Source organism: Arthrobacter sp. GW822-FHT05G07, from assembly GCF_058799755.1.
In genome coordinates this window covers 252,542-270,704 of record NZ_JBXALT010000006.1, presented here as the reverse complement: position 1 = coordinate 270,704, position 18,163 = coordinate 252,542, and the positions used below count along the sequence as shown (strand labels likewise).

Annotated in this window: 19 protein-coding genes; 9 read left to right on the top strand and 10 right to left on the bottom strand. The window is 60.4% G+C overall.

Going from position 1 to position 18,163, the window contains the following annotated elements; translation table 11 throughout:
- Positions 1 to 54: 54 nt before the first annotated feature.
- Entirely contained in the window at positions 55 to 327 is a 273-nt protein-coding gene (locus tag AC1RJY_RS12350) for a DUF2277 domain-containing protein (protein WP_011776687.1), read from the bottom strand.
- A 158-nt stretch (positions 328 to 485) separates the two neighbouring features.
- Between AC1RJY_RS12350 and AC1RJY_RS12345 the strand changes: the two genes are divergently transcribed.
- Positions 486 to 749, top strand: a complete 264-nt coding sequence (locus tag AC1RJY_RS12345; protein ID WP_011776688.1) for a WXG100 family type VII secretion target — start codon at positions 486 to 488, stop codon at positions 747 to 749.
- A gap of 160 nt (positions 750 to 909) precedes the next feature.
- Here the strand turns inward: AC1RJY_RS12345 and AC1RJY_RS12340 are convergent, their stop codons facing one another.
- Entirely contained in the window at positions 910 to 1,950 is a 1,041-nt protein-coding gene (locus tag AC1RJY_RS12340) for an EamA family transporter (RefSeq protein WP_014923274.1), read from the bottom strand.
- A gap of 71 nt (positions 1,951 to 2,021) precedes the next feature.
- Here AC1RJY_RS12340 and AC1RJY_RS12335 point away from each other — a divergent pair, with 71 nt between their 5' ends.
- Positions 2,022 to 2,570 carry a CGNR zinc finger domain-containing protein gene (locus tag AC1RJY_RS12335; RefSeq protein ID WP_498602391.1) on the top strand — a complete coding sequence of 183 codons (549 nt, stop codon included), beginning with the start codon at positions 2,022 to 2,024 and terminating at the stop codon, positions 2,568 to 2,570.
- Between the two features lie 96 nt (positions 2,571 to 2,666).
- Here the strand turns inward: AC1RJY_RS12335 and AC1RJY_RS12330 are convergent, their stop codons facing one another.
- The 3 genes from AC1RJY_RS12330 to AC1RJY_RS12320 all read right to left on the bottom strand — a co-directional run bounded on the left by AC1RJY_RS12330 (position 2,667) and on the right by AC1RJY_RS12320 (position 5,014).
- On the bottom strand, positions 2,667 to 3,011 hold the full coding sequence (locus AC1RJY_RS12330) for a hypothetical protein (RefSeq protein WP_014923275.1): 345 nt from the start codon (positions 3,009 to 3,011) through the stop codon (positions 2,667 to 2,669).
- Between the two features lie 68 nt (positions 3,012 to 3,079).
- On the bottom strand, positions 3,080 to 3,664 hold the full coding sequence (locus AC1RJY_RS12325) for a hypothetical protein (RefSeq protein WP_011776692.1): 585 nt from the start codon (positions 3,662 to 3,664) through the stop codon (positions 3,080 to 3,082).
- 9 nt (positions 3,665 to 3,673) lie between these two features.
- Positions 3,674 to 5,014, bottom strand: coding sequence for an MATE family efflux transporter (locus AC1RJY_RS12320; protein WP_210065331.1), 1,341 nt, complete (start codon positions 5,012 to 5,014; stop codon positions 3,674 to 3,676).
- Positions 5,015 to 5,055: 41 nt separating this feature from the next.
- Here AC1RJY_RS12320 and AC1RJY_RS12315 point away from each other — a divergent pair, with 41 nt between their 5' ends.
- From AC1RJY_RS12315 to AC1RJY_RS12285, 7 genes are all read left to right on the top strand, one after another.
- Positions 5,056 to 5,631: a putative antibiotic biosynthesis monooxygenase gene (locus tag AC1RJY_RS12315; RefSeq protein WP_014923278.1), complete on the top strand. Its 576-nt coding sequence runs from the start codon at positions 5,056 to 5,058 to the stop codon at positions 5,629 to 5,631.
- Between the two features lie 68 nt (positions 5,632 to 5,699).
- Positions 5,700 to 6,134, top strand: a complete 435-nt coding sequence (locus tag AC1RJY_RS12310; protein WP_014923279.1) for a DoxX family protein — start codon at positions 5,700 to 5,702, stop codon at positions 6,132 to 6,134.
- A 208-nt stretch (positions 6,135 to 6,342) separates the two neighbouring features.
- On the top strand, positions 6,343 to 6,675 hold the full coding sequence (locus AC1RJY_RS12305; protein WP_051025041.1) for a PEP-utilizing enzyme: 333 nt from the start codon (positions 6,343 to 6,345) through the stop codon (positions 6,673 to 6,675).
- Positions 6,672 to 7,235 carry a hypothetical protein gene (locus AC1RJY_RS12300; RefSeq protein WP_498602389.1) on the top strand — a complete coding sequence of 188 codons (564 nt, stop codon included), beginning with the start codon at positions 6,672 to 6,674 and terminating at the stop codon, positions 7,233 to 7,235. The genes AC1RJY_RS12305 and AC1RJY_RS12300 overlap by 4 nt, the downstream gene beginning before the upstream one ends.
- Before the next feature lie 47 nt (positions 7,236 to 7,282).
- Entirely contained in the window at positions 7,283 to 8,257 is a 975-nt protein-coding gene (locus tag AC1RJY_RS12295; protein ID WP_011776698.1) for an acyl-CoA thioesterase, read from the top strand.
- Positions 8,258 to 8,675: 418 nt separating this feature from the next.
- Positions 8,676 to 11,252 carry a LuxR C-terminal-related transcriptional regulator gene (locus AC1RJY_RS12290; protein WP_498602388.1) on the top strand — a complete coding sequence of 859 codons (2,577 nt, stop codon included), beginning with the start codon at positions 8,676 to 8,678 and terminating at the stop codon, positions 11,250 to 11,252.
- 168 nt (positions 11,253 to 11,420) lie between these two features.
- The gene (locus tag AC1RJY_RS12285) at positions 11,421 to 11,915 is read left to right on the top strand and encodes a response regulator transcription factor (protein WP_210065327.1); all 495 of its coding nucleotides are present in this window, start codon (positions 11,421 to 11,423) and stop codon (positions 11,913 to 11,915) included.
- A 5-nt stretch (positions 11,916 to 11,920) separates the two neighbouring features.
- Here AC1RJY_RS12285 and AC1RJY_RS12280 read toward each other — a convergent pair whose 3' ends face one another.
- The 5 genes from AC1RJY_RS12280 to AC1RJY_RS12260 form a co-directional block, all read right to left on the bottom strand.
- Positions 11,921 to 13,300 (bottom strand): UDP-glucose dehydrogenase family protein, encoded by a 1,380-nt coding sequence (locus AC1RJY_RS12280; protein ID WP_498602387.1) that lies wholly within the window; start codon positions 13,298 to 13,300, stop codon positions 11,921 to 11,923.
- Between the two features lie 70 nt (positions 13,301 to 13,370).
- On the bottom strand, positions 13,371 to 14,291 hold the full coding sequence (locus tag AC1RJY_RS12275; RefSeq protein ID WP_210065324.1) for a nucleotidyltransferase family protein: 921 nt from the start codon (positions 14,289 to 14,291) through the stop codon (positions 13,371 to 13,373).
- 33 nt (positions 14,292 to 14,324) lie between these two features.
- Entirely contained in the window at positions 14,325 to 15,290 is a 966-nt protein-coding gene (locus AC1RJY_RS12270) for a GDP-L-fucose synthase family protein (protein WP_498602386.1), read from the bottom strand.
- Positions 15,287 to 16,324 carry a GDP-mannose 4,6-dehydratase gene (gene gmd / locus AC1RJY_RS12265; RefSeq protein ID WP_210065321.1) on the bottom strand — a complete coding sequence of 346 codons (1,038 nt, stop codon included), beginning with the start codon at positions 16,322 to 16,324 and terminating at the stop codon, positions 15,287 to 15,289. The genes AC1RJY_RS12270 and gmd overlap by 4 nt, the downstream gene beginning before the upstream one ends.
- 45 nt (positions 16,325 to 16,369) lie before the next feature.
- On the bottom strand, positions 16,370 to 17,596 hold the full coding sequence (locus tag AC1RJY_RS12260; RefSeq protein ID WP_011776705.1) for a glycosyltransferase family 4 protein: 1,227 nt from the start codon (positions 17,594 to 17,596) through the stop codon (positions 16,370 to 16,372).
- Positions 17,597 to 18,163: the final 567 nt, after the last annotated feature.

Sequence of the window (18,163 nt, the reverse complement as noted above, 5' to 3'; positions counted from 1 at the left end):
TGTTCTGACCCTTTAGAACAACCACTACTGCCAGCTACATTTGCGGCCGGGGCTCTAAGCAGTCCCGAACCGAACCGCAGCCCGGGCCTTGGCTTTGGCGGCTTCCTCGTCACGATTCTTAGCCGGGCCGTGGCTCACCAAGGAGTCCAGGAGATGCTGCGTAATATGGGCGATCTCGTGGACAGCCTCCGCGAAAGCTTCCTCATTGGCTTTGGAGGGCTTGGTGGATCCGCTGATTTTGCGCACGTATTGCAGGGCAGCGGCCTCCACTTCGGCGCTCGTAGCGTGCGGTTCGAAGTTATGCAGGGTCCTGATATTGCGGCACATAACCCCATGCTAACTATGGGCAGTGCTCCATGGGGAGGGGTGCCCATCGACGGTTTTTGGATTCCCGGGATAGGTTTTAGCTATTGGATCTTCCGGATGAGCCGGAGGCCGCTGGGGATGCCGAAGAGCTCGGGTCCGAAATAATGAAGGAGAATCTCATGGCTATTTGGGGTGCAGATGTTGATCAGCTTCGTCAGCTCGGTAACAAGCTGAAGGCCGGTGCTGAGAACATCGAGCAGCAGCGTTCACAGCTCAAGGGCGCACTTGACGGCACCGACTGGAAGGGCCCGGACGCTGACAAGTTCCGCGGCGAGTGGGACAGCCAGCACGCTTCCAACCTGAAGAAGGTTGCCGACGCACTTCGCGAAGCCGGCGATCGCGCTCAGAAGAACGCTGAGCAGCAGCAGCAGGCCTCCAACTAAGACAGTTGGAAGAACCCCGGACGCAGCAGCGTCCGGGGTTCTCGCTGTTAAGGGCGCCGAAACCCGGCCTTGTTCGTCCATGTTGCCGTTGTACGGCGAGGAGCTCGAACAACTCCGGGAATCCCGCGGCCCGGTTGCCCGGAAGCATTGTTTGTGGCGCTTAGTTGTGGGGCGCCTTCGCGGCCCGCCCGGTGGGGACGGGCTCGACGTCGTTCGGGTGATCCAGAACCCGGGTAACTTCCTGAGATGCCCGGTCTGCCTTTCGATCTCCGCGCAGCTCATCGACGCGTACCAGGACCACGCCGCCCACAATGAGCAGGCCGCCCAGCAGCTGAATTGGCCCGGGGAGTTCACCCAAAAGCAGCCAGGCCCAGATCACGGCGAAGAGCACTTCGGTCAGGGATACGAACGACGCCACCTTCGAACCCAGGCTGCGGGCAGCCATGATTCCGGAAACGTACGCCAGCACTGTGGCCAGGATGATAAGCCCGACGGCGGAGACCCACCAGGGAGTGGTCCACGGCCCAAGCGTCGTGTCGGCGGTGCTGAAACTCATGGGAAGCAGTCCCAACAGGCCCACGAGCCATATGACCAGCGCTCCCACAAACAGACCCCCGGAGGCGAGCACCAGTGGAGGCAGAGAGTCGTTCTCCTTCGCGGTAATGAAGAAGTAGATCACCAGGCAGACGGCGGCGGCCATACCCCAAAGAACTCCGATGAAGTCGACCTTCACGGCGCCGGTCAGGTCAAGCACCAGAACCAGGCCGCCCAGGGACAACAGGGCACCGGCAGCGGTGAGTGCGCGGGGTCGCCGTCGGCTGGCAATCCAGAGCCACAGCACAATCATCACGGGAGCCAGGTACTCCAGCAGTAGTGCTACGCCCACGGACAAGCGGGCCACAGCATTGAAGTAGAAAAGCTGGCAGCCGGCCACTCCGATGAGCCCGAACAGCAGGATGGTGAGCCAGTTGTCCTTGAGTTGGTGCCAGCGGCCGCGAAGAACCACGACGGCGGGAATCGCCAGGATCAGTGCGGCACCAGTGAGGCGCACGGCAACCGCGGCGCCGGGTGACCAACCGGTCTCCAGCATCGACTTGGCAAACGAGCCGGACGTGCCGAAAACGGCGGAAGAAAAGAGTGCGATGCCGAGTCCCGATGCCAGGAAACTCTTTGCATCAGCCTTCGTCGTTGGAGCTGACACAGCAGCCTCCTGTCAGGAGTAAAGTGGGCTTATGGTCATGACAGTACTCCCGAAACATGTAAGGAGTCAAAGTGCTTTTTGCGCCTGACACCGAGGTTGCCCTTCGTAGCGTCGTCAATCTCATCAACACTGCCGCCAACGGTGAGGAATTCCTGGCCACGGTGGAGGACCTCGACTCATTCCTGGACGCCGAAGAGTTCACTGGCTCACGGGTAAATACTCCTGCGGAACTGAACAGCATTAAGCGTCTGCGCAGCGAACTGGCTGCACTTTGGAGCGCCGACGAAGACACTGCGGCCAAGTCCGTCAACAAGCTGCTCACCGACGCCAAGGCGCTCCCCCAGCTCGTGAAACATGATCACTGGGATTGGCATCTCCACGCCACCACGCCGGAAGCGCCCCTGGCAGACCGGATGGGCACTGAAGCTGCCATGGCCATCATCGACGTCATCCGCAGCAAAGAGATGGAGCGCATGCGCGTATGCGCCGCGGACGACTGTGACGCCGTGGTTCTGGACCTCAGCCGCAACCGCTCAAAGCTCTACTGCGACACCGGCAACTGCGCCAACCGCGCCCACGTCGCGGCATATCGGGCAAGAAAGGCCGCCGAGGGCGAGTAATACCGGAGGGCTCCACCAAGCTCAGCACGTCACGCAGAAAATCCGACACCCCACAAAAAAGGCGCTCCCCCACTAAGGTGAGGAAGCGCCGGAAAGTCAGCGGCCGTCGTCGGGCGTTTCAGTCCCGTCATCCGGACCACCAGGACCGCCGTGGCCGGGACGCTTGGAGCTGAGGTTGACGCCGGAACCCTTGCCGAGGTGGTCGGCGTTCTCCTTGTGGCTCATGGACAGCATGGCGGCCACAACGAGGCTCACGATGAACGCGATGCCGGCGCCAGTGAAGGCGAGGTCGAAGCGCGGGGCACGTGCGCTTCCGCCGGACGCGAAAATGAGCACGGCAACAAAGGCCAGTACTGCAAAGAACGCGGAGAACATGAGGGGTCCCTTGACCGAGGTCCGCATCTTGCGCGGTTCTCCTGGTGTCTGGTCTGCCACGGTCATTCCTCCAATGATGGCGGTTCGTGTCCGCCGGTCAGTAAAAGTTCTACAACGAGTAGAACGTCCAACTCCTAGTTTACGGCCTCAGGCGAAGCGCCGGGCGCAGCAGCTTGGGCCGGGCCTCCGGCAGCGGTCCGTGCGTCGTGCCGCAGCGTCAGGCCGGACAGGATCCACAGCACACCGGAAATGATGGCCCCGCCACCGGCAACGCCCAACAGTGCATGCGCGCCCAGCGACGTGAAGAACGGCAGCATCACCGCAGTGCCCACAGCAATAACGCCCGAGATGAGCCAGTCACGCGCCAACGAGTCCCGCTTCCGGAGGCCATGGACGAACTCAAGGAGGCCCAGCACCAGCAATGCAAACATGGCCGAAAGGGCAACCCCGTCGTCAGACTGTGTGACCAACGCGCCGATGCCTCCGAGCGCAACAACCACCGGCACGGCAACGGGCAATGCGCGGGACATCCACACAGCCGCTGCAGTCGCCAGCAGGTACAGCCCCACAGCCCACGCCATGACGTGAACGGATGGCGAAGCCCAAAAGATGGTGACCGCACCGAACAACAGTGCAACCGTCGCGCGGATCAGCACGGGTTTCCAGAGTTCAGCCGCGGAGGCAGAAGGAGACTGGGCAGGAGTCGCTGGGAGAGTCACCCGTCCAGTTTAGTGCGAACCGAGCACCATCCACCGATCGGTCCTCGCGCGCAGCCCCAAAGTCACGCCGCGGGCCAGCATGTAGCCCAGCGCAAACGCCGCCCACAACCAAAGGAGCCCCGCCTCGCCGTCGGGCTTTGTTTGGTGGATGACCACCAGCAACGGCAAGTAGACCACCAAATTTACGACGCCGGCAATCGCCAGGTAGCGTGCATCGCCGGCGCCTATGAGAACTCCGTCCAGGACGAACACGTAGCCAGCCAGGGGCTGCCCCACGGCGAGGACCCAGAGGGCGACGGTGAGGGCTGACCGGACACCGGCGTCGGAGGTGAAGAGGTATCCGGCCCAGGGCGCCGCAATGGCCAGAAGCACGCCGGTGATCACACCGAACCCGAGTCCCCAGCGGATCATGGTGCGGGTCAGTTCACGCACGCGTTCTGCGTTCCTGGCGCCGAGTTCCTTGCCGATCAGGGCCTGCGCCGCAATGGCCAGCGCATCCAAGGCAAAGGCGAGGAAGGAGAAAATCGTCATGGCCAACTGGTGTGCCGCAAGGTTCACGGCGCCTTGGGCGGTCACCACGAGGACAGTTGCGAGGATTGCCAGGCGAAGGCTCAGCGTGCGGAGCATGAGCCACGAACCCACCTTGGTCATGGCCCGGACGCCGTGCCAGTCGGGCTTGAGGGACACTCCGTGGTGCCGCGCATTCCGGCCGACCATCACCAAGTAGACGGCGGCCATGGCCCATTGTGCAATGCTCGTGCCAATCGCGGAGCCAGCCACGGACATATTCAACCCGTACACGAAGAACACGTTGAGGGCGATGTTGACGGCGAAGCCCGCAGTTGCCACCACCAGCGGCGTCCGGGTGTCCTGCAACCCCCTCAGGACGCCCGTGCCAGCAAAGATAAGGAGCATCGCGGCCAAGCCAGGCATGGACCAGCGAAGGTAATCGACGGCGAATTGCTGCACGTCGCCAGTAGCTCCCATGAACCCCACCAACGGCTCGGCCGCAACGAAACCGGCCACGGCGAGCGCCAGCCCGAGCAGCAGTGCCAGCCAGACGCCGTCGCGCCCTGCTGCCAAAGCCTTCCCCAGCTTGCCGTCGCCGATCGCCCGGGCGACTGCCGGCGTCGTCGAGTATGCCAGGAAGACCATGAGCCCCACGGCGGTGTGCAGGATGGTGGATGCAAGGCCAACACCTGCCAGTTGGTCGACGCCCAGGTGCCCCACGATTGCGGAGTCAGCCAGCAAGAACAGCGGCTCGGCAATGAGCGCGCCGAAGGCAGGGACGGCCAGGCGCAGGATCTCGCGGGCGTTGGAGCGGGGTGTGGTGGTTGTGGTTTGAGGCACTAAACAAGCCTAGTCGGGCGCGGGCCGGGTACATTTGGGCGGTGTCTCACGAGCAACCCGTCACCGTTTCCGTAGCCCGCACCATTCTTCCCGGCTATACCCGGCAGGCCAATGCTTGGGCCCATGCAGGCCAGGAGCTCGCCCGCGAATGGCCTGGATATCTGGGATCCGGCTGGGTGCGCAATGGGGTGGACTCCGCTGAATGGCACATGCTTTACCGCTTCGCGGACGCCGATTCACTGCAGGAGTGGGAGGACTCCGAGGAGCGTCGCTGGTGGATCGATAGCGCCAGGGACATGATGGAGACCACGCGGGTGGAGCGGCACACGGGCATCGAAGGATGGTTTTCGCGGCCCGGGGACGTCTCGGTGGTTGTGCCCGAAACAGTGGTGCCGCCGCGCTGGAAGCAGGCCATCAGCATCTTCCTGCCCTTCTTCCCGCTCAGTCTGCTGGCAAATTTCCTACTGCACCCCCTGACCCAGGACTGGCCACTGGTGTTGTCGGTGCTGCTCAACATCGTCATCCTGACGCCTTTGATGACGTATATCTTCCTGCCGATCACCACCAGGCTCCTCCAGCCGTGGCTTCAAGCAAAGCCGCGCAAGCGGCCTCGGTAGCTGAGGCTTTGGTCATAAAAAGCCATGATTAGTTGACACTTCAACTTAATTTCGGAAGGGTTGTAGACATGAACAAGTCCAGCTTGACCACCACAGCCCTGACCATCCTGCGTGTTATCGCAGGATTTCTCTTCGCCGCGCACGGTTGGCAGAAGTTCAACGAATTCACCATCGCCGGCACGCAAGCCTCTTTCACGCAGATGGGAGTGCCCGGCGCTTCCGCTGTGGCCCCGATCGTCGCCACGCTCGAGCTTGTGGGTGGCATCGCCCTGATCATCGGCCTTCTGACCCGCGTCTTTGCTGCCCTTTTGGCCGTCAACATGCTCGGCGCGCTCTTCCTGGTGCACGCCCCAGCCGGCGTATTCGTCGGTAATGGCGGGTACGAGCTTGTGCTGCTCTTTGCAGGCGCCGCATTGGCTCTCGCACTGGCCGGCGCGGGCAGGATCTCCGCTGACGCCGCACTGTTCGGCCGTCAAAGCTCCAAGCTGCGCGTCCTCGCGTAACCCCCCCACCCCCGGACGCTCTCTCAGATAACACGCCCTTCAGCCCGATGCTCTTTCACTCTCTTCAGGAAAGTGAGAGAGCATCCGGCTTTAAGGGCCAGGATGTGAGAGAGCGATCCAGGTCACGGCGCCGTTCCAGCGGGCGCTGTCAGGCAGATGTTGGTGCCGGGGCCGTGCTTCTGCAGCTTTCGGTGGTACAAATAGCCTGATGATGACCCTCCTCACCGGCGTGGGCGCCAGCACTGGTACAGCCCGAGGCACTGCCCGGCTCATCCACGGCCCCGACGAATTCACGCGCTTCCAGTCCGGCGACGTACTGGTTTGCCGCACTACCGACCCCGCGTGGACGCCCCTCTTCGGCATGGCATCAGCGGTGGTCACGGAGACCGGAGGAATGTTGTCGCACGCTGCGATCGTCGCACGCGAGTTCGGGATCCCGGCCGTGCTGGGTATTCGTGATGCGCTGAACCTGCTCGCTGACGGGGAAACGTTGGCCGTTGATGGATCACTGGGAACCGTCACCCTGATGGATACCAAATGACGCTCCTCACTTTGCATGCCGTCCGCCTGCTTGGTTTCGCAGATACCCCAACGGTTGCGGCCCGCTTCTCGCAAGACCCCGGTTTGGTGGAGTCCCAACTCATCGACGCCGGTGTGAAAGGCTTGGTTTCGCACAGCACCTTCGCGGGGACCAGCGGTTGGTCCCTGTCGAGCCTCGGGAGGGCTGAGAACCAGAGATTACTGGCCGAAGAACTGGACCGCACCGGTGCGCGCATCGCAGTCTTGGCCGTTCATGAGGACTTCGCGGACATCAACACCGGAGTTGTGGCTGCCTGCAGCGCCATCCAGCTGCAGACATCGCCCAGTGAAGACGCCATGGATGTCCTGATAGGCGCCTTGGCGTCGTGGCGTCCCATCGATGCGCAGCTGACCGGTTTGCTGCCTCGCTTCGGCGGCTACTCCGAGCGCCTGCTGCTCGCGCTGAAGCACGCGGTCCAGGACACGGCATGGCTCACCGCCACCGATCGCGATTCCTTCCATCGGGCATGGTTCGAACTTCATGAGGACCTCATTGCGACCCTCGGCATCCAGCGCCAGTAGTCAGTCTTAGTCACGTAACAGAAACCTGCCGCCAGTAAACTGCCACCATGAGCGATGATGCCGCCAACTCAGTGACCCTCCGCTTCCTGGCGGCTCCCATGGACATCGGACACAGCGGGTCCGTCGACGCCGGGACAGTCCTTGAGTGGGTGGACAAAGCAGCGTATGCCGCGGCGGTTGGTTGGGCCAAGGCGTATTGCGTCACGGCGTACGTGGGAAACATCCACTTCACAGACCCCGTGAACAGCGGCGACATGGTGGAAGTGACCTCCACCATCGTCTACACCGGCCGGTCCTCCATGCACATCCACACAGTGGTCAGTTCCCGCGATCCCAAAGGCGGGCCGGAAACAATGCACAGCCAGTGCATGGTGATCTTCGTGGCCGTCGGACCCGACGGGAAGCCGATTCCTGTCCCCCAGTTTGAGCCGTCCACACCCGAGGAAATAGAGCAGCGCGACCATGCGCTGGCTCGCATCGAGGTCCGCGAGCAGATCGTCAACGCGATGAACGCCCAGGAATATACCGACGCCGGAACAGCCGAGCGCGTCGTCCTGCGGTTTATGGCGTCCCCCACTGATGTGAACTGGGGCGGCAAGGTCCACGGCGGCATCGTGATGAAGTGGATCGACGAAGCCGCATACGTATGCGCCTCCCGATACTGCGGCAAAGACACTGTGGCCGTGTTCTCCGGGGGTGTCCGCTTCTACCGGCCCCTGCTGATAGGCCACGTCGTGGAGGTAGAAGCGCGGCTCGTGTACACCGGTGCCAAGGGCATGCATATCGCGGTCCACGTGCGCTCCGGTGATCCTAAAACCCGCGAAATGAACCTGACCACGTATTGCCTCACGGTGATGGTGGCGCGCGACGAAACAGGGACGGCAGTCCCCATCCCGCCCTGGGTACCCGTGTCTGACGAGGACAGGAAGTTGCATGCCCATGCCCGCGAACTCCTGGAAATCCGCGGCCGGGCACCAGGAAACCGGCTGCCGGATCATCTGAAGAAGCTCGCCGAGAGTTAGTGCGGGCTCCTACGTCTACTTAAGTGCCTCAGCAGCTTCAACAAGCTGCTGAGGCATCGTCATTTTCCGCGCCGTCTTCCCGGCGTTCGCCGTGTCGTTCCGGCGTTGGTCGTGCTCCAAACGCGTGCCGGCTTCCACGGCAGGCCTTCCCGGGCTTCCCCGCGCCTCCCGTGACCGACAACGGCGACTCCAGCGACCCCACATTCGTTATCAGTCCGGATGTGCGGGCCCCTCACAGAAGGAATCTCGGCGATTCCACGACACGAATCCAGCCATCGCGACACTTGAGGGTTGAGTGATTACGGCAAAAGAGGCGGAGGTGTTTCGGGGCTCGGACGAACCAGGCAGATCGAACAGCACAAAGGCTTTTTGGCACCGCCAAGTGGTCGAACAGCCTTTTCCATAAGGGGTCAGCAGTTTGCATAAGCAGAAGATAAATATCGTCTTGGACTACGTCTCCAAGGGTCTGGGCGTGAGAATCGTCGGCGCACCCGGTAGCGGCCGAACCAGTCTCCTCAAGAGCGTCGTTGCGAAACTGGAAGAAGACGGGGCCACGGTCTACACCATGTTCGCTGCACCAGCTCTTGCGGCAGTGCCTTTTGCAGGCGTTCTCTCTCTGGGCTTGGATCTTCGTTCCAGGACAATCGGAATTCTCGGCATCGTGGACCTCCTTTCGGTCCAGATGGCCAGGTCCGGGGTGCATCTGATTGCCATCGACGATCTGGAGAACCTGGATCGGGAGTCATTGGCAGTGGTTGATGTCCTGCGGAGAAGGAACAATGTTCCGCTGATCACCACCATGAACGATCGGCCGTTCCAGTCCAGAACTTCCGGCTACTTGGGGAGCATTCCCGAAGCAACTGTCTCCCTGCCGCCACTCGAATACGAACAAACCAGCAAACTCATTCTGAACACCCTTGGTCACCCCGCCGAAGTGGACGTGGTAGCGCGTGTTCTGAGTAAGTCCGGCGGCAATCTACGGTTGGCAGTCCGGATCATCCAAACATCGGTCCTCAGTGAACGCTTGATTCTCAAGAACGGCCGATGGTGTCTGAACGGCACAAAGTTGATGAACGAACACCTTCACGGCACAGTGGAAGCCCTGCTTCAGGGGTTGCGGCCGGAAGAAGTCCGGGCACTCAACAAGATGTCACTTCTTGGACCCAGCCCGGTTGACCGCTTGGTGGCAGAAGTAGGCGAGGACGTCCTCGATAACCTTGAATACAACGGTTTGCTTTCGGTAATAGAAGGCCCGGACGAGACCCTCCTTGCGGCTGTCTTTCCACCAATAGTGGACGATTACCTTCGCGCCCACACGCTCAGCTCCAGGAGAATACTCCAGAGCGCAGTATCAGATCATGTCGCTGCAGAAGCGGGCGATCATCCTGCGCCAGCGCCCACAGATGACATGTTGTCTGCCTCGGTATCCGTGCTTCGCACGGAAATGGGCAGCAACCACGCGGCTGCCACCCGGTACTTCCAGCAGCGGCGCGACTCCTTTGAAGAAAACCGCTACCAAACATGGGTACGCGATCGCAGCCTGTCCAATGCTGTCGCGGTACTTAGTGTCTATTGGGGGGCGCCCGCCAACCCTCACCGAATCCAAGAGGTTCTCCGGCGAACTGACACCGAAAGTGGTGAATCAGAAGACCTCTTCTTCTTCACCATGTCCTTGGCTTGGTGGCAGTTCTCACACGAAAAAGACTTGGCCGGCGCTATTGCAACAATGCAGGCTCTATCCTCCAAAGAACCACGCCTACTGCACGAAGCCAAAGCGTTCGCAGCATTCCTGACCGCAAACCATAGCGGCATGCCCAGCGACCATCATGTTTTCGCCGATGCCACGGGCCTTGGGCTGCAGGGCGGCATCATCCCCACCATGATGGGGATGCTGGAGCTATACCGGCTCAACCCCCAAGGAGCATTAAGCGCACTTGACTCAGCAAACGAGGCCTGCAGTTTTCCTAACTTCGAGTCTTTCATTCGCGGAATGGCAATGCTCTCGAGTGGCCGTGAAGAGGAGGCGCTGGTCATGGCACTCGACTGCCGGGAAAAGGCCTTACAGGACTTCGATCAGTTTGCTTTCGTAAGTCAGAGTTACATAGCAGCCCTCGCCCTCCTTCACCATGGTTTGTTCGATGAAGCCGAATATCTCATGGGTCGCGCCTTTTCATTGGGTAAACCGGGATTTCTTGTGGATTCGTTGCACGTGGCCATGCTGCGTCTTTCATCCCTGCGAAACGCTGTTCCGGCAACCTCCCATGGAGTGGCAGCGGGGTCTCAGGGCCGCGACATTGGACCGTTCCCTGGTTTAGGAACCGGGTTGCACGACCTCGCTGCCAGCCGTCCCGCCAGCGCCAAAGCCTTTGACGAAAGAGCCAGCCGAATCATCGAGAAGTCGCTGGCGCGCGGTTTTACTTTCGAAGCGATGCATACGGGGCTTTTCGCTCTGGGGCTCCTCCCGGGCCCCCGTGTCCGGAGGCTTCTCCAGAAGATCCTGGAGGACCGCGGGATCACGGTCCACGATCAGCTCCTCACCATTGCCGGCGCAGCCATAGAGATGGACCTTCCCCGCCTACGGCATTTGCTTGACACCTATGTGCTGGATGGAGACACGTTCCAAGTCGCGATGGTTCTTCGCGGAGCGGAGCAGCGGTGCCAGCTCAGCGGCGAGCCTGCTGCTGCGAGCGAGATGAGAAGGGCAGCCAAGGAGTTCACCGCCCGCTTCCGCATGGTGGGGACATTGTTCAATTTCAGATCAGAGCCTCCCGGCTCTTCCTTGACCATGAGGGAGATAGAGGTTGCCCTCGTCGCCGGGCAGCAAAGCAACCATGACATCGCCGAGCACTTCGGCATCAGCATCCGGACTGTGGAGAGCCACATATCCAACGCACTGCGGAAAACCGATACAACCACTAGAAAACAACTTGCTGATCTCATTCGAGCTGCGCCGAAGCCCCTAACGTCAGGCGCCACGGAGCAAGCCACTTCGTAGGGCCGCTTACACCAGATACCGGAGTGCCGGGCCGATGTTTGCACACCGCCAGTCCTGAACAGTTGCTCCCCAAGACAGAAAGTCACAGAGTTGCCCCAAATACTAGTCCTCAGCCGGCATCGGCAATTCACTGCGCTTATCCAATGGGCTACAAAGTCGCTGCCCACCGTGACCCCAGGTCAGGTGGCCGTGGTGGACGGGACGTTGCCAGAGCTTGAAGAGAACGTAGTTGACCTGGTCCGTGATAGCTATAAAGTGCTTGTCTACGGCGGGGTTCTCCACAGCTCCCGCGTCCTGCGCCTGATGGATCTCGGCGTGCGAGGCTATGTACCTGAAACAGCCACCCTTCCCGTTCTGCTATCCGCGATCAGGAACATTGCCGCGGACAGAACACACTTGCCGTTCGATCCTGCTTCCGGTCGAGATTACGTCCCCCTCACCACTGCTGAGGAAGTAGCGGCCAATGCCTATTTCCTGGATGACGAGGAACTGCCTCGGATTGAAGTGGCGAGCCGCCTGGGCATTGCTGACTCGACTCTACGGAACCAGCTGGCGTCGGTCCGCCGCAAGCTCGGAATTCCCCCACAGGCCAGTCGTACAGCGGTGAGCCGACGGTACCGCGCTACCGTGAGGCACGCGGCACCGTCGAGGCAATCGGTGTAGCCGCCCTAAGCGGAAGGGCCGGAACTCAACTGAAGTTGCTCCCTGTGCGGCCCCTCGGTCACCTGAGTTGCAGAGTAGCGCCGGCCGATCGAGCCAAGGGACCATCCTGAGTCTTCCCACACGCGGGCCTCCAGTATGTTCCGCCCATCGATGATCTTCCGTGTTCCCGTTTGCGCTGCAAGACCTTCCGGCGTCAGGGTTTTGAACTCATCCCACTCGGTGAGAAGAAGAATAAGGTCTGCATTCTTTACGGCATCCCCCATGGATGTCACGTAGTGATGTTGTGGCGATCGTCTGGAGGCGTTAACGTTGCCAGCCGGGTCGTAGACCGTTACCTCGGCCCCTTCGTCAAACAGCTTGTTGGCGATGTCGAGCGCCGGTGAGTCACGGACGTCGTCACTGTTGGGCTTGAACGTAACACCAAGAATAGCGATCCTGCTTTGCGAAAGTGAACCAAGCATCACGCGGGCCAAGTCGACGGCGCGCTCTCGACGCCTCAGATTGATCTGGTCCATCTCGTCGAGGAATCGCATGCTGCGATCCAAGCCAAGCTCAGCCGCGCGTGCCTGGAGGGCCCGGATGTCCTTGGGCAGACACCCACCACCGAACCCGATGCCCGCATTCAGGAAGCGGCGTCCAATTCGCACATCGAGGCCGATGGCATCCGCCAGCGTGCGGATGTCTCCCCCAACGGCCTCCGTTACCTCTGAGAAGGCGTTGATGAACGAGATTTTTGTGGCAAGGAAGGCATTTGCGGCGACCTTGACCAGTTCCGCGGTCTCGAAGTCCGTAGTAATCAGGGGCACGCCATCTGCGAGTGCCGTCGCATAGACCTTTCGCAGGATTGCCTCGTCCTCAGGCGACTCCACACCAACAACCAGACGGTCGGGAGTCAAGGTGTCCACTACGGCGAACCCTTCCCTAAGGAACTCAGGGTTCCAAGCCAGGTTCACTGAGACGCAGGGCCGTTTGTTGTCACGAACAAGGGTTTTCAGACGCCTGGTGGTTCCCACCGGAACCGTCGACTTCCCGACAATGAGGGAATCCTTGGTGATGTTGCGGGCCAAAGAAATGGTGGCTGCATCTACAAACGACATATCGGCAGCACCTTCTCCGGCCCGCTGGGGAGTTCCCACGCCGATGAAGTGCACATCCCCCCAAGCTCCAACTTCTTGGTAAGAGGTGGTGAAGCGAAGGCGACCGCTCTTCACATGCTTTCGAAGGAGTTCGGGCAGGCCGGGCTCGTGGAACGGCAGCAGTCCTTCTGAGAGCGATGCAACCCTCACAGGGTCTATATCTAGTCCCAGCACCTCAAAGCCGAGTTCGGCCATGCAGGCGGCGTGGGTGGCACCTAAATAACCGGTGCCGATGACTGTAATACGCATGAGTCCTCGCTTTTCGGAGTGACAACGATGATCAGAACTGTGAAGGCCGCTAAGGACCGGACGTGTCCGTCTATTTGTGGATGCGGGCACGGATTTCTCGTACTTCCTTCAGGGTTTGGACGCTTTCGGTCAAACTCCGCCATAGTCGACGGAACCTGAACGAGGTTTGCTGCCAGTGGTTCGTGTCGCGAAGTTCCAGGTCATGCCAACTGATCGACTCCCTCGAGGGAACCAAGGCTTGCCACAGCGCTGCCGGCTTCCTGGACCATGGGATCTCGATGAGATGGAAGAGGCGGAGCGTGGCGGACCTTTGCGCCGTCGTCCGCAGAACCCAATCAAGGGGCGGCTCACCGAGATCAAGTGACCGCGTCTCCGGCAACATCGCAAACACCGGCCCCAATGGGCCTAACGCCCCCAGCTCGAACGCCCTGTCATAGTGCTCCCGCGGGGATGCCGTTATCTCCCGAAGGCAGAATGAGACATCTTCATGGAGGACACCCTTGGCCGGACTTCGCAATGCATGCAAGAGCGTGACGAGAAGGCCGTCGTTGCGCGAAAGAGTCCATGCGGTGCGGCCGCCGAGCTCGATGCTTTGCCTGGCTGACCATAGGCGTTCGAAGACCTCGGACTCATCCTCGTAAAATCCCGGAAACCTCCAGTGAACGTCGATGTCGGAGGGCCACCCAGGGTTGATAAGAGTCGTCGAGTGATCCGGGAACGCTTCCGAGACTTCACGGATTCTCGCCTCCCACCCCCGTAGCTCAAGTGCATCCAGCAGAGTGTTCAAGTCCGAGCGCTGGAGGAGGACGTCAAGGTCGAGCGATGGTCGTTCGGGACGGGCACCGACGAGGGTCGCCGCTGGACCTTTGATGAGCAGCACCCGGATGTTGCACTCCGCCGCGACATGGGAGATCAGCGCAGCAGATAGTGGGATCGATTCGTTGATCCTGAAAACTTCACCCGCGGATGTTGCCTGAACCGGCGAGCTCATGGCCGCCAGGAGAAAGTGAAGCGGCGCCACACGCTAGTCCCTGACGCCGTTCCGGTTGTCCTCGAACCAGGCGTACGTGGACTCGATCCCTTCCTTCAAGGAAATGCGGGCGGTCCATCCGAGAGACTCAAGCTTTCGCACATCCATGAGCTTGCGGGGTGTACCATCAGGTTTTGTCGCGTCCCACTCGATTGCACCCTTATAGCCGACGGTGGCGGCAACCAGACCAGCGAGCTCTTTGATGGTCATGTCCTCACCCACGCCAACGTTCACGTGTTCCGGGCCATCGTAGTTTTCCAACAGATGCAGGCAAGCATCTGCCAAGTCGTCCACGTGAAGGAATTCGCGGCGGGGTGCACCCGTTCCCCAGTTGGTTACCGAGGCTTCCTCCCGAATCCGGGCTTCATCAAAGCGGCGGATGAGGGCCGGCAAAACATGGGAGCCTTGTGCCGAGAAGTTATCGCCGGGGCCATACAGGTTGGTCGGCATAGCTGAAATCCAAGGTAAGCCGTACTGCTGGCGGACGGCTTGCACCTGCATGATTCCCGAGATTTTGGCAATTGCGTAGGCCTCGTTAGTCTCCTCCAACGGCCCTGTTAGAAGGTACTCCTCCTTGAGGGGCTGGGGTGCCAGCTTGGGGTAGATGCAGGATGAGCCCAAGAACAGCAGCCGTTCCACCCCATATCTATGGGCAGCATCCATGACATTCACTTGGATTTGAACATTGTCGCTAAGGAAATCCACCGGGTACGTCTTGTTCGCAAGGATGCCACCAACCTTGGCTGCGGCCAGCGCCACGTACCGAGGCCTCTCCCTTTCGAAGAAGGCGAACACAGCGGCGCGGTTCCTGAGATCCAGTTCCTTGGATGTTCGCCCCACCATCTTCGTAAAACCTTCCGCCGTGAGTTTCCGCCAAAGGGCGGAACCCACCAAACCGCCATGCCCTGCAACATAGAACGGGGAAGATCGATCAAGCCGTCCGGGGGTGAAGGCCGTCATCGAGCAAGAACCTTCCAAGTCTGCAGATCAACGGTGTCGATCCAAGGGTTCCCCCCATGCTGCAAGGCTTTGATATCAGCATCCACCATGAGGCGAGCCAGTTCCGGTGTCTTGACCGTCGGTTCCCAGTCCAGCTTTTCCTTGGCCTTCGAGTAATCACCGATGAGTGCTTCAACCTCCGTCGGCCGAAGGTAACGCTCGTCAAAACGGACGTAGTTTTCCCAATTCAAACCAACGTGTTCAAACGCGTTCTCAAGAAAATCCTTGACGGTGTAACCCTCGTTTGTTGCCAGAACATAATCATCAGGCTCATCCACCTGAAGCATGCGCCACATACCCTCGACGTACTCAGCCGCGTAACCCCAGTCGCGGACAGCCTGCAAGTTCCCCATGTACAACTCGGACTGTTTACCCGCCTTTATGGCCGCGACAGCACGCGTGATTTTGCGAGTCACGAACGTCTCGCCACGGCGGGGCGATTCGTGGTTGAACAGGATACCGTTGACGGCAAACATGCCGTAGGCCTCCCGATAGTTCTTGGTCATCCAGTAGCTGTAGACCTTGGCCGCCCCATACGGAGAACGGGGATAGAAGGGAGTTGCCTCATCCTGTGGCGGCGGGGTAGCGCCGAACATCTCGGACGAGGATGCTTGGTAGAAACGGGTCTCAATACCGGCCATGCGCACAGCTTCCAGAAGCCGGGTAGTGCCAATTCCAGTCGTGTTGCCGGTATGCTCCGGTTCGTCAAAAGAAACCCGGACGTGCGACTGGGCCCCCAGGTTATAGACTTCGTCCGGGCGGATTTCAGCCAACAAGGTCACCAGCCGGGCGCCGTCGGAAAGGTCCCCATAGTGGAGGAAAAGGCGCGCTTCGCTGTTATGCGGGTCCACATAGAGGTGATCGATGCGGGACGTATTAAAGGTCGAGGAACGACGGATCAGACCGTGAACCTCATAGCCTTTTGAGAGCAAAAGTTCGGCGAGGTACGAGCCGTCCTGCCCCGTGATTCCTGTGATTAGCGCTTTCTTGGCCAAAGTTTCTTCCTTCTTGTCGTACAGATAAATGTGGCAAATCTCGTATCAGCGCGAGTGCTTCCGTGACGCCAGACCGCCCAACCAGTCGAGGTAGCTCTCGACTGCCACCTCTTCGGTAAGAACTCGCTCGCTGTACTGCTGGCCGGCTACTCCGAAGTCCTTGGCAGAATCAGGGTCCTCGCGGAGACGCTCAATGGCGGCCACCAGGTCCCCTGGCGATCCGGAGTCTGCACGGATCCCGGCCCCTGCTGCAGACAATTCGTGTGCTGTCGCACTGTCTTCCTCCGTGGCGGCAATGATCGGAAGACCTGTCACGAAGTAACTTGTCAGCTTGCTCGGCACCGACATTTCTCTTACACCTGGACGCTCGTTGACGAGCAGAACATCGGCCGATCGGAGCGCCTCTGAGTAGTCTCGGTCCGGAAGCGGCTCCAGGAACTGCAGCCTGTCGATACCCGCCCCCTTGGATTCGAGGATGCGCCGCTGGTTGCCATTGCCCAGCAGGACGACACGAACATCGCTTCCGCTACGCCCTGCCAGGTGCGCGGTATCAATCAGGTTCTCCAGCCCCTGTTTGACCCCCATATTGCCCGCATGGAGCGCAACGAAATCAGTGGGGGCCCAGCCAAGCCGTTTGCGAGCCGCCGATCTGTCGAAAGAGTGGTGGTGTTGAACGTGGGTCCAATTTCGAATCACACGTACACGGTGTGCGGGCACCCCGAGGTCATTGACAACGTGGTCGCGGAAACGTTCGTGAATCACGCTTACTCCGTCCGCGGCACTTAGGATCGCGGATTCCATGCGCTTCATGACTGAAGCTAGCGGGGAACGTGCATGGCCCGTTTCCTCGATTCCTTTGCTGTACAGGTCCTGAACCCAGATTCCTACCGGGATGCGGAAAATACGTGCTCGCAGAATGGCGAACGCCGCCGAGAACAGGGCTGGACTAACAACGAGAACCACATCGGGTCGTTCCCAACGCTCAAGCATTGAGCGGACCCCGAAGGTGATCTCCATGATGAAACGACCGAGTCCGTTGGGCCGTCGTGGGACCGTCGAGCGTAGTCGTTTGACGGGCACGCCGCCAAGACTCTCCTCCATGGAAAAGCCCTTGTAGCCGTCCGCGATCTTCCATTCCGGATAGTGGGGGTATCCGGTCAGAACTTTGACAACGACCCCGCGGCCCGCCAGCCCTTGCGAGAGTTTGCTCGTGTACGGAGCGTTTCCGCTGGGTTCCGGGGCATAATTCAGGCCAACAATCAGTGCTTTCATGCGTCGTCACCGATCAGACGGAAGCTCACTGCCCGTGCGCACTTTTGGTTCGGCAAATAGTTAAACGTCACGGATCTATTCGTCACAGGGGGACCACTGGCCATCGGCCAAGCAGCAACGGCCCAAACAGGGTGACAACGTGTCCCAAGACGATGCCCGCAATCAGTGCGATCCGTCGTCCCTTTTCGTTGACCCTGAGATGTGGCTCAACCGGAATTTCTCGTCCAGTGTGATGAACCAAGCGTTGAGCCACCTGTTGGTGTTCCAAGGCTTGGGCATGGCCTGTACGTGATGGTGAACATGCCAGCGCCCTCGTCGTGGTCTCCATTTGTCCTCAGCATTCTGTCATTCGGGTACCAGTCGATTGTGGTTGGGGGCTTACACCCCCTAGGGCCGAAAGGCTGCGCTTCCTAAGTGGTGGGGGGTGGCAGAAGGACGGTCAGAATGGGACGGCTGTCATTGCGAGCCGAGGAACTCCGAGACCGCTTCTGCCCAGAGAGCGAAACCGGTCACCGCGCCTGATCGAAGCAGGTCAAAACGTTCGAAGGAAACTACCCGCTTTGCGCC

What these genes read in the sequence shown, in the direction of transcription:
- AC1RJY_RS12310 (WP_014923279.1), top strand. Translation starts at nt 5,700, where the DNA reads ATGAACAAGTCCAGCTTGACCACCACAGCCCTGACCATCCTGCGTGTT.
- AC1RJY_RS12345 (WP_011776688.1), top strand. Translation starts at nt 486, where the DNA reads ATGGCTATTTGGGGTGCAGATGTTGATCAGCTTCGTCAGCTCGGTAAC.
- AC1RJY_RS12350 (WP_011776687.1), bottom strand. Translation starts at nt 327, where the DNA reads ATGTGCCGCAATATCAGGACCCTGCATAACTTCGAACCGCACGCTACG.
- AC1RJY_RS12295 (WP_011776698.1), top strand. Translation starts at nt 7,283, where the DNA reads ATGAGCGATGATGCCGCCAACTCAGTGACCCTCCGCTTCCTGGCGGCT.
- AC1RJY_RS12270 (WP_498602386.1), bottom strand. Translation starts at nt 15,290, where the DNA reads ATGACGGCCTTCACCCCCGGACGGCTTGATCGATCTTCCCCGTTCTAT.
- AC1RJY_RS12300 (WP_498602389.1), top strand. Translation starts at nt 6,672, where the DNA reads ATGACGCTCCTCACTTTGCATGCCGTCCGCCTGCTTGGTTTCGCAGAT.
- AC1RJY_RS12260 (WP_011776705.1), bottom strand. Translation starts at nt 17,596, where the DNA reads ATGAAAGCACTGATTGTTGGCCTGAATTATGCCCCGGAACCCAGCGGA.
- AC1RJY_RS12275 (WP_210065324.1), bottom strand. Translation starts at nt 14,291, where the DNA reads ATGAGCTCGCCGGTTCAGGCAACATCCGCGGGTGAAGTTTTCAGGATC.
- AC1RJY_RS12330 (WP_014923275.1), bottom strand. Translation starts at nt 3,011, where the DNA reads ATGACCGTGGCAGACCAGACACCAGGAGAACCGCGCAAGATGCGGACC.
- AC1RJY_RS12280 (WP_498602387.1), bottom strand. Translation starts at nt 13,300, where the DNA reads ATGCGTATTACAGTCATCGGCACCGGTTATTTAGGTGCCACCCACGCC.
- AC1RJY_RS12305 (WP_051025041.1), top strand. Translation starts at nt 6,343, where the DNA reads ATGATGACCCTCCTCACCGGCGTGGGCGCCAGCACTGGTACAGCCCGA.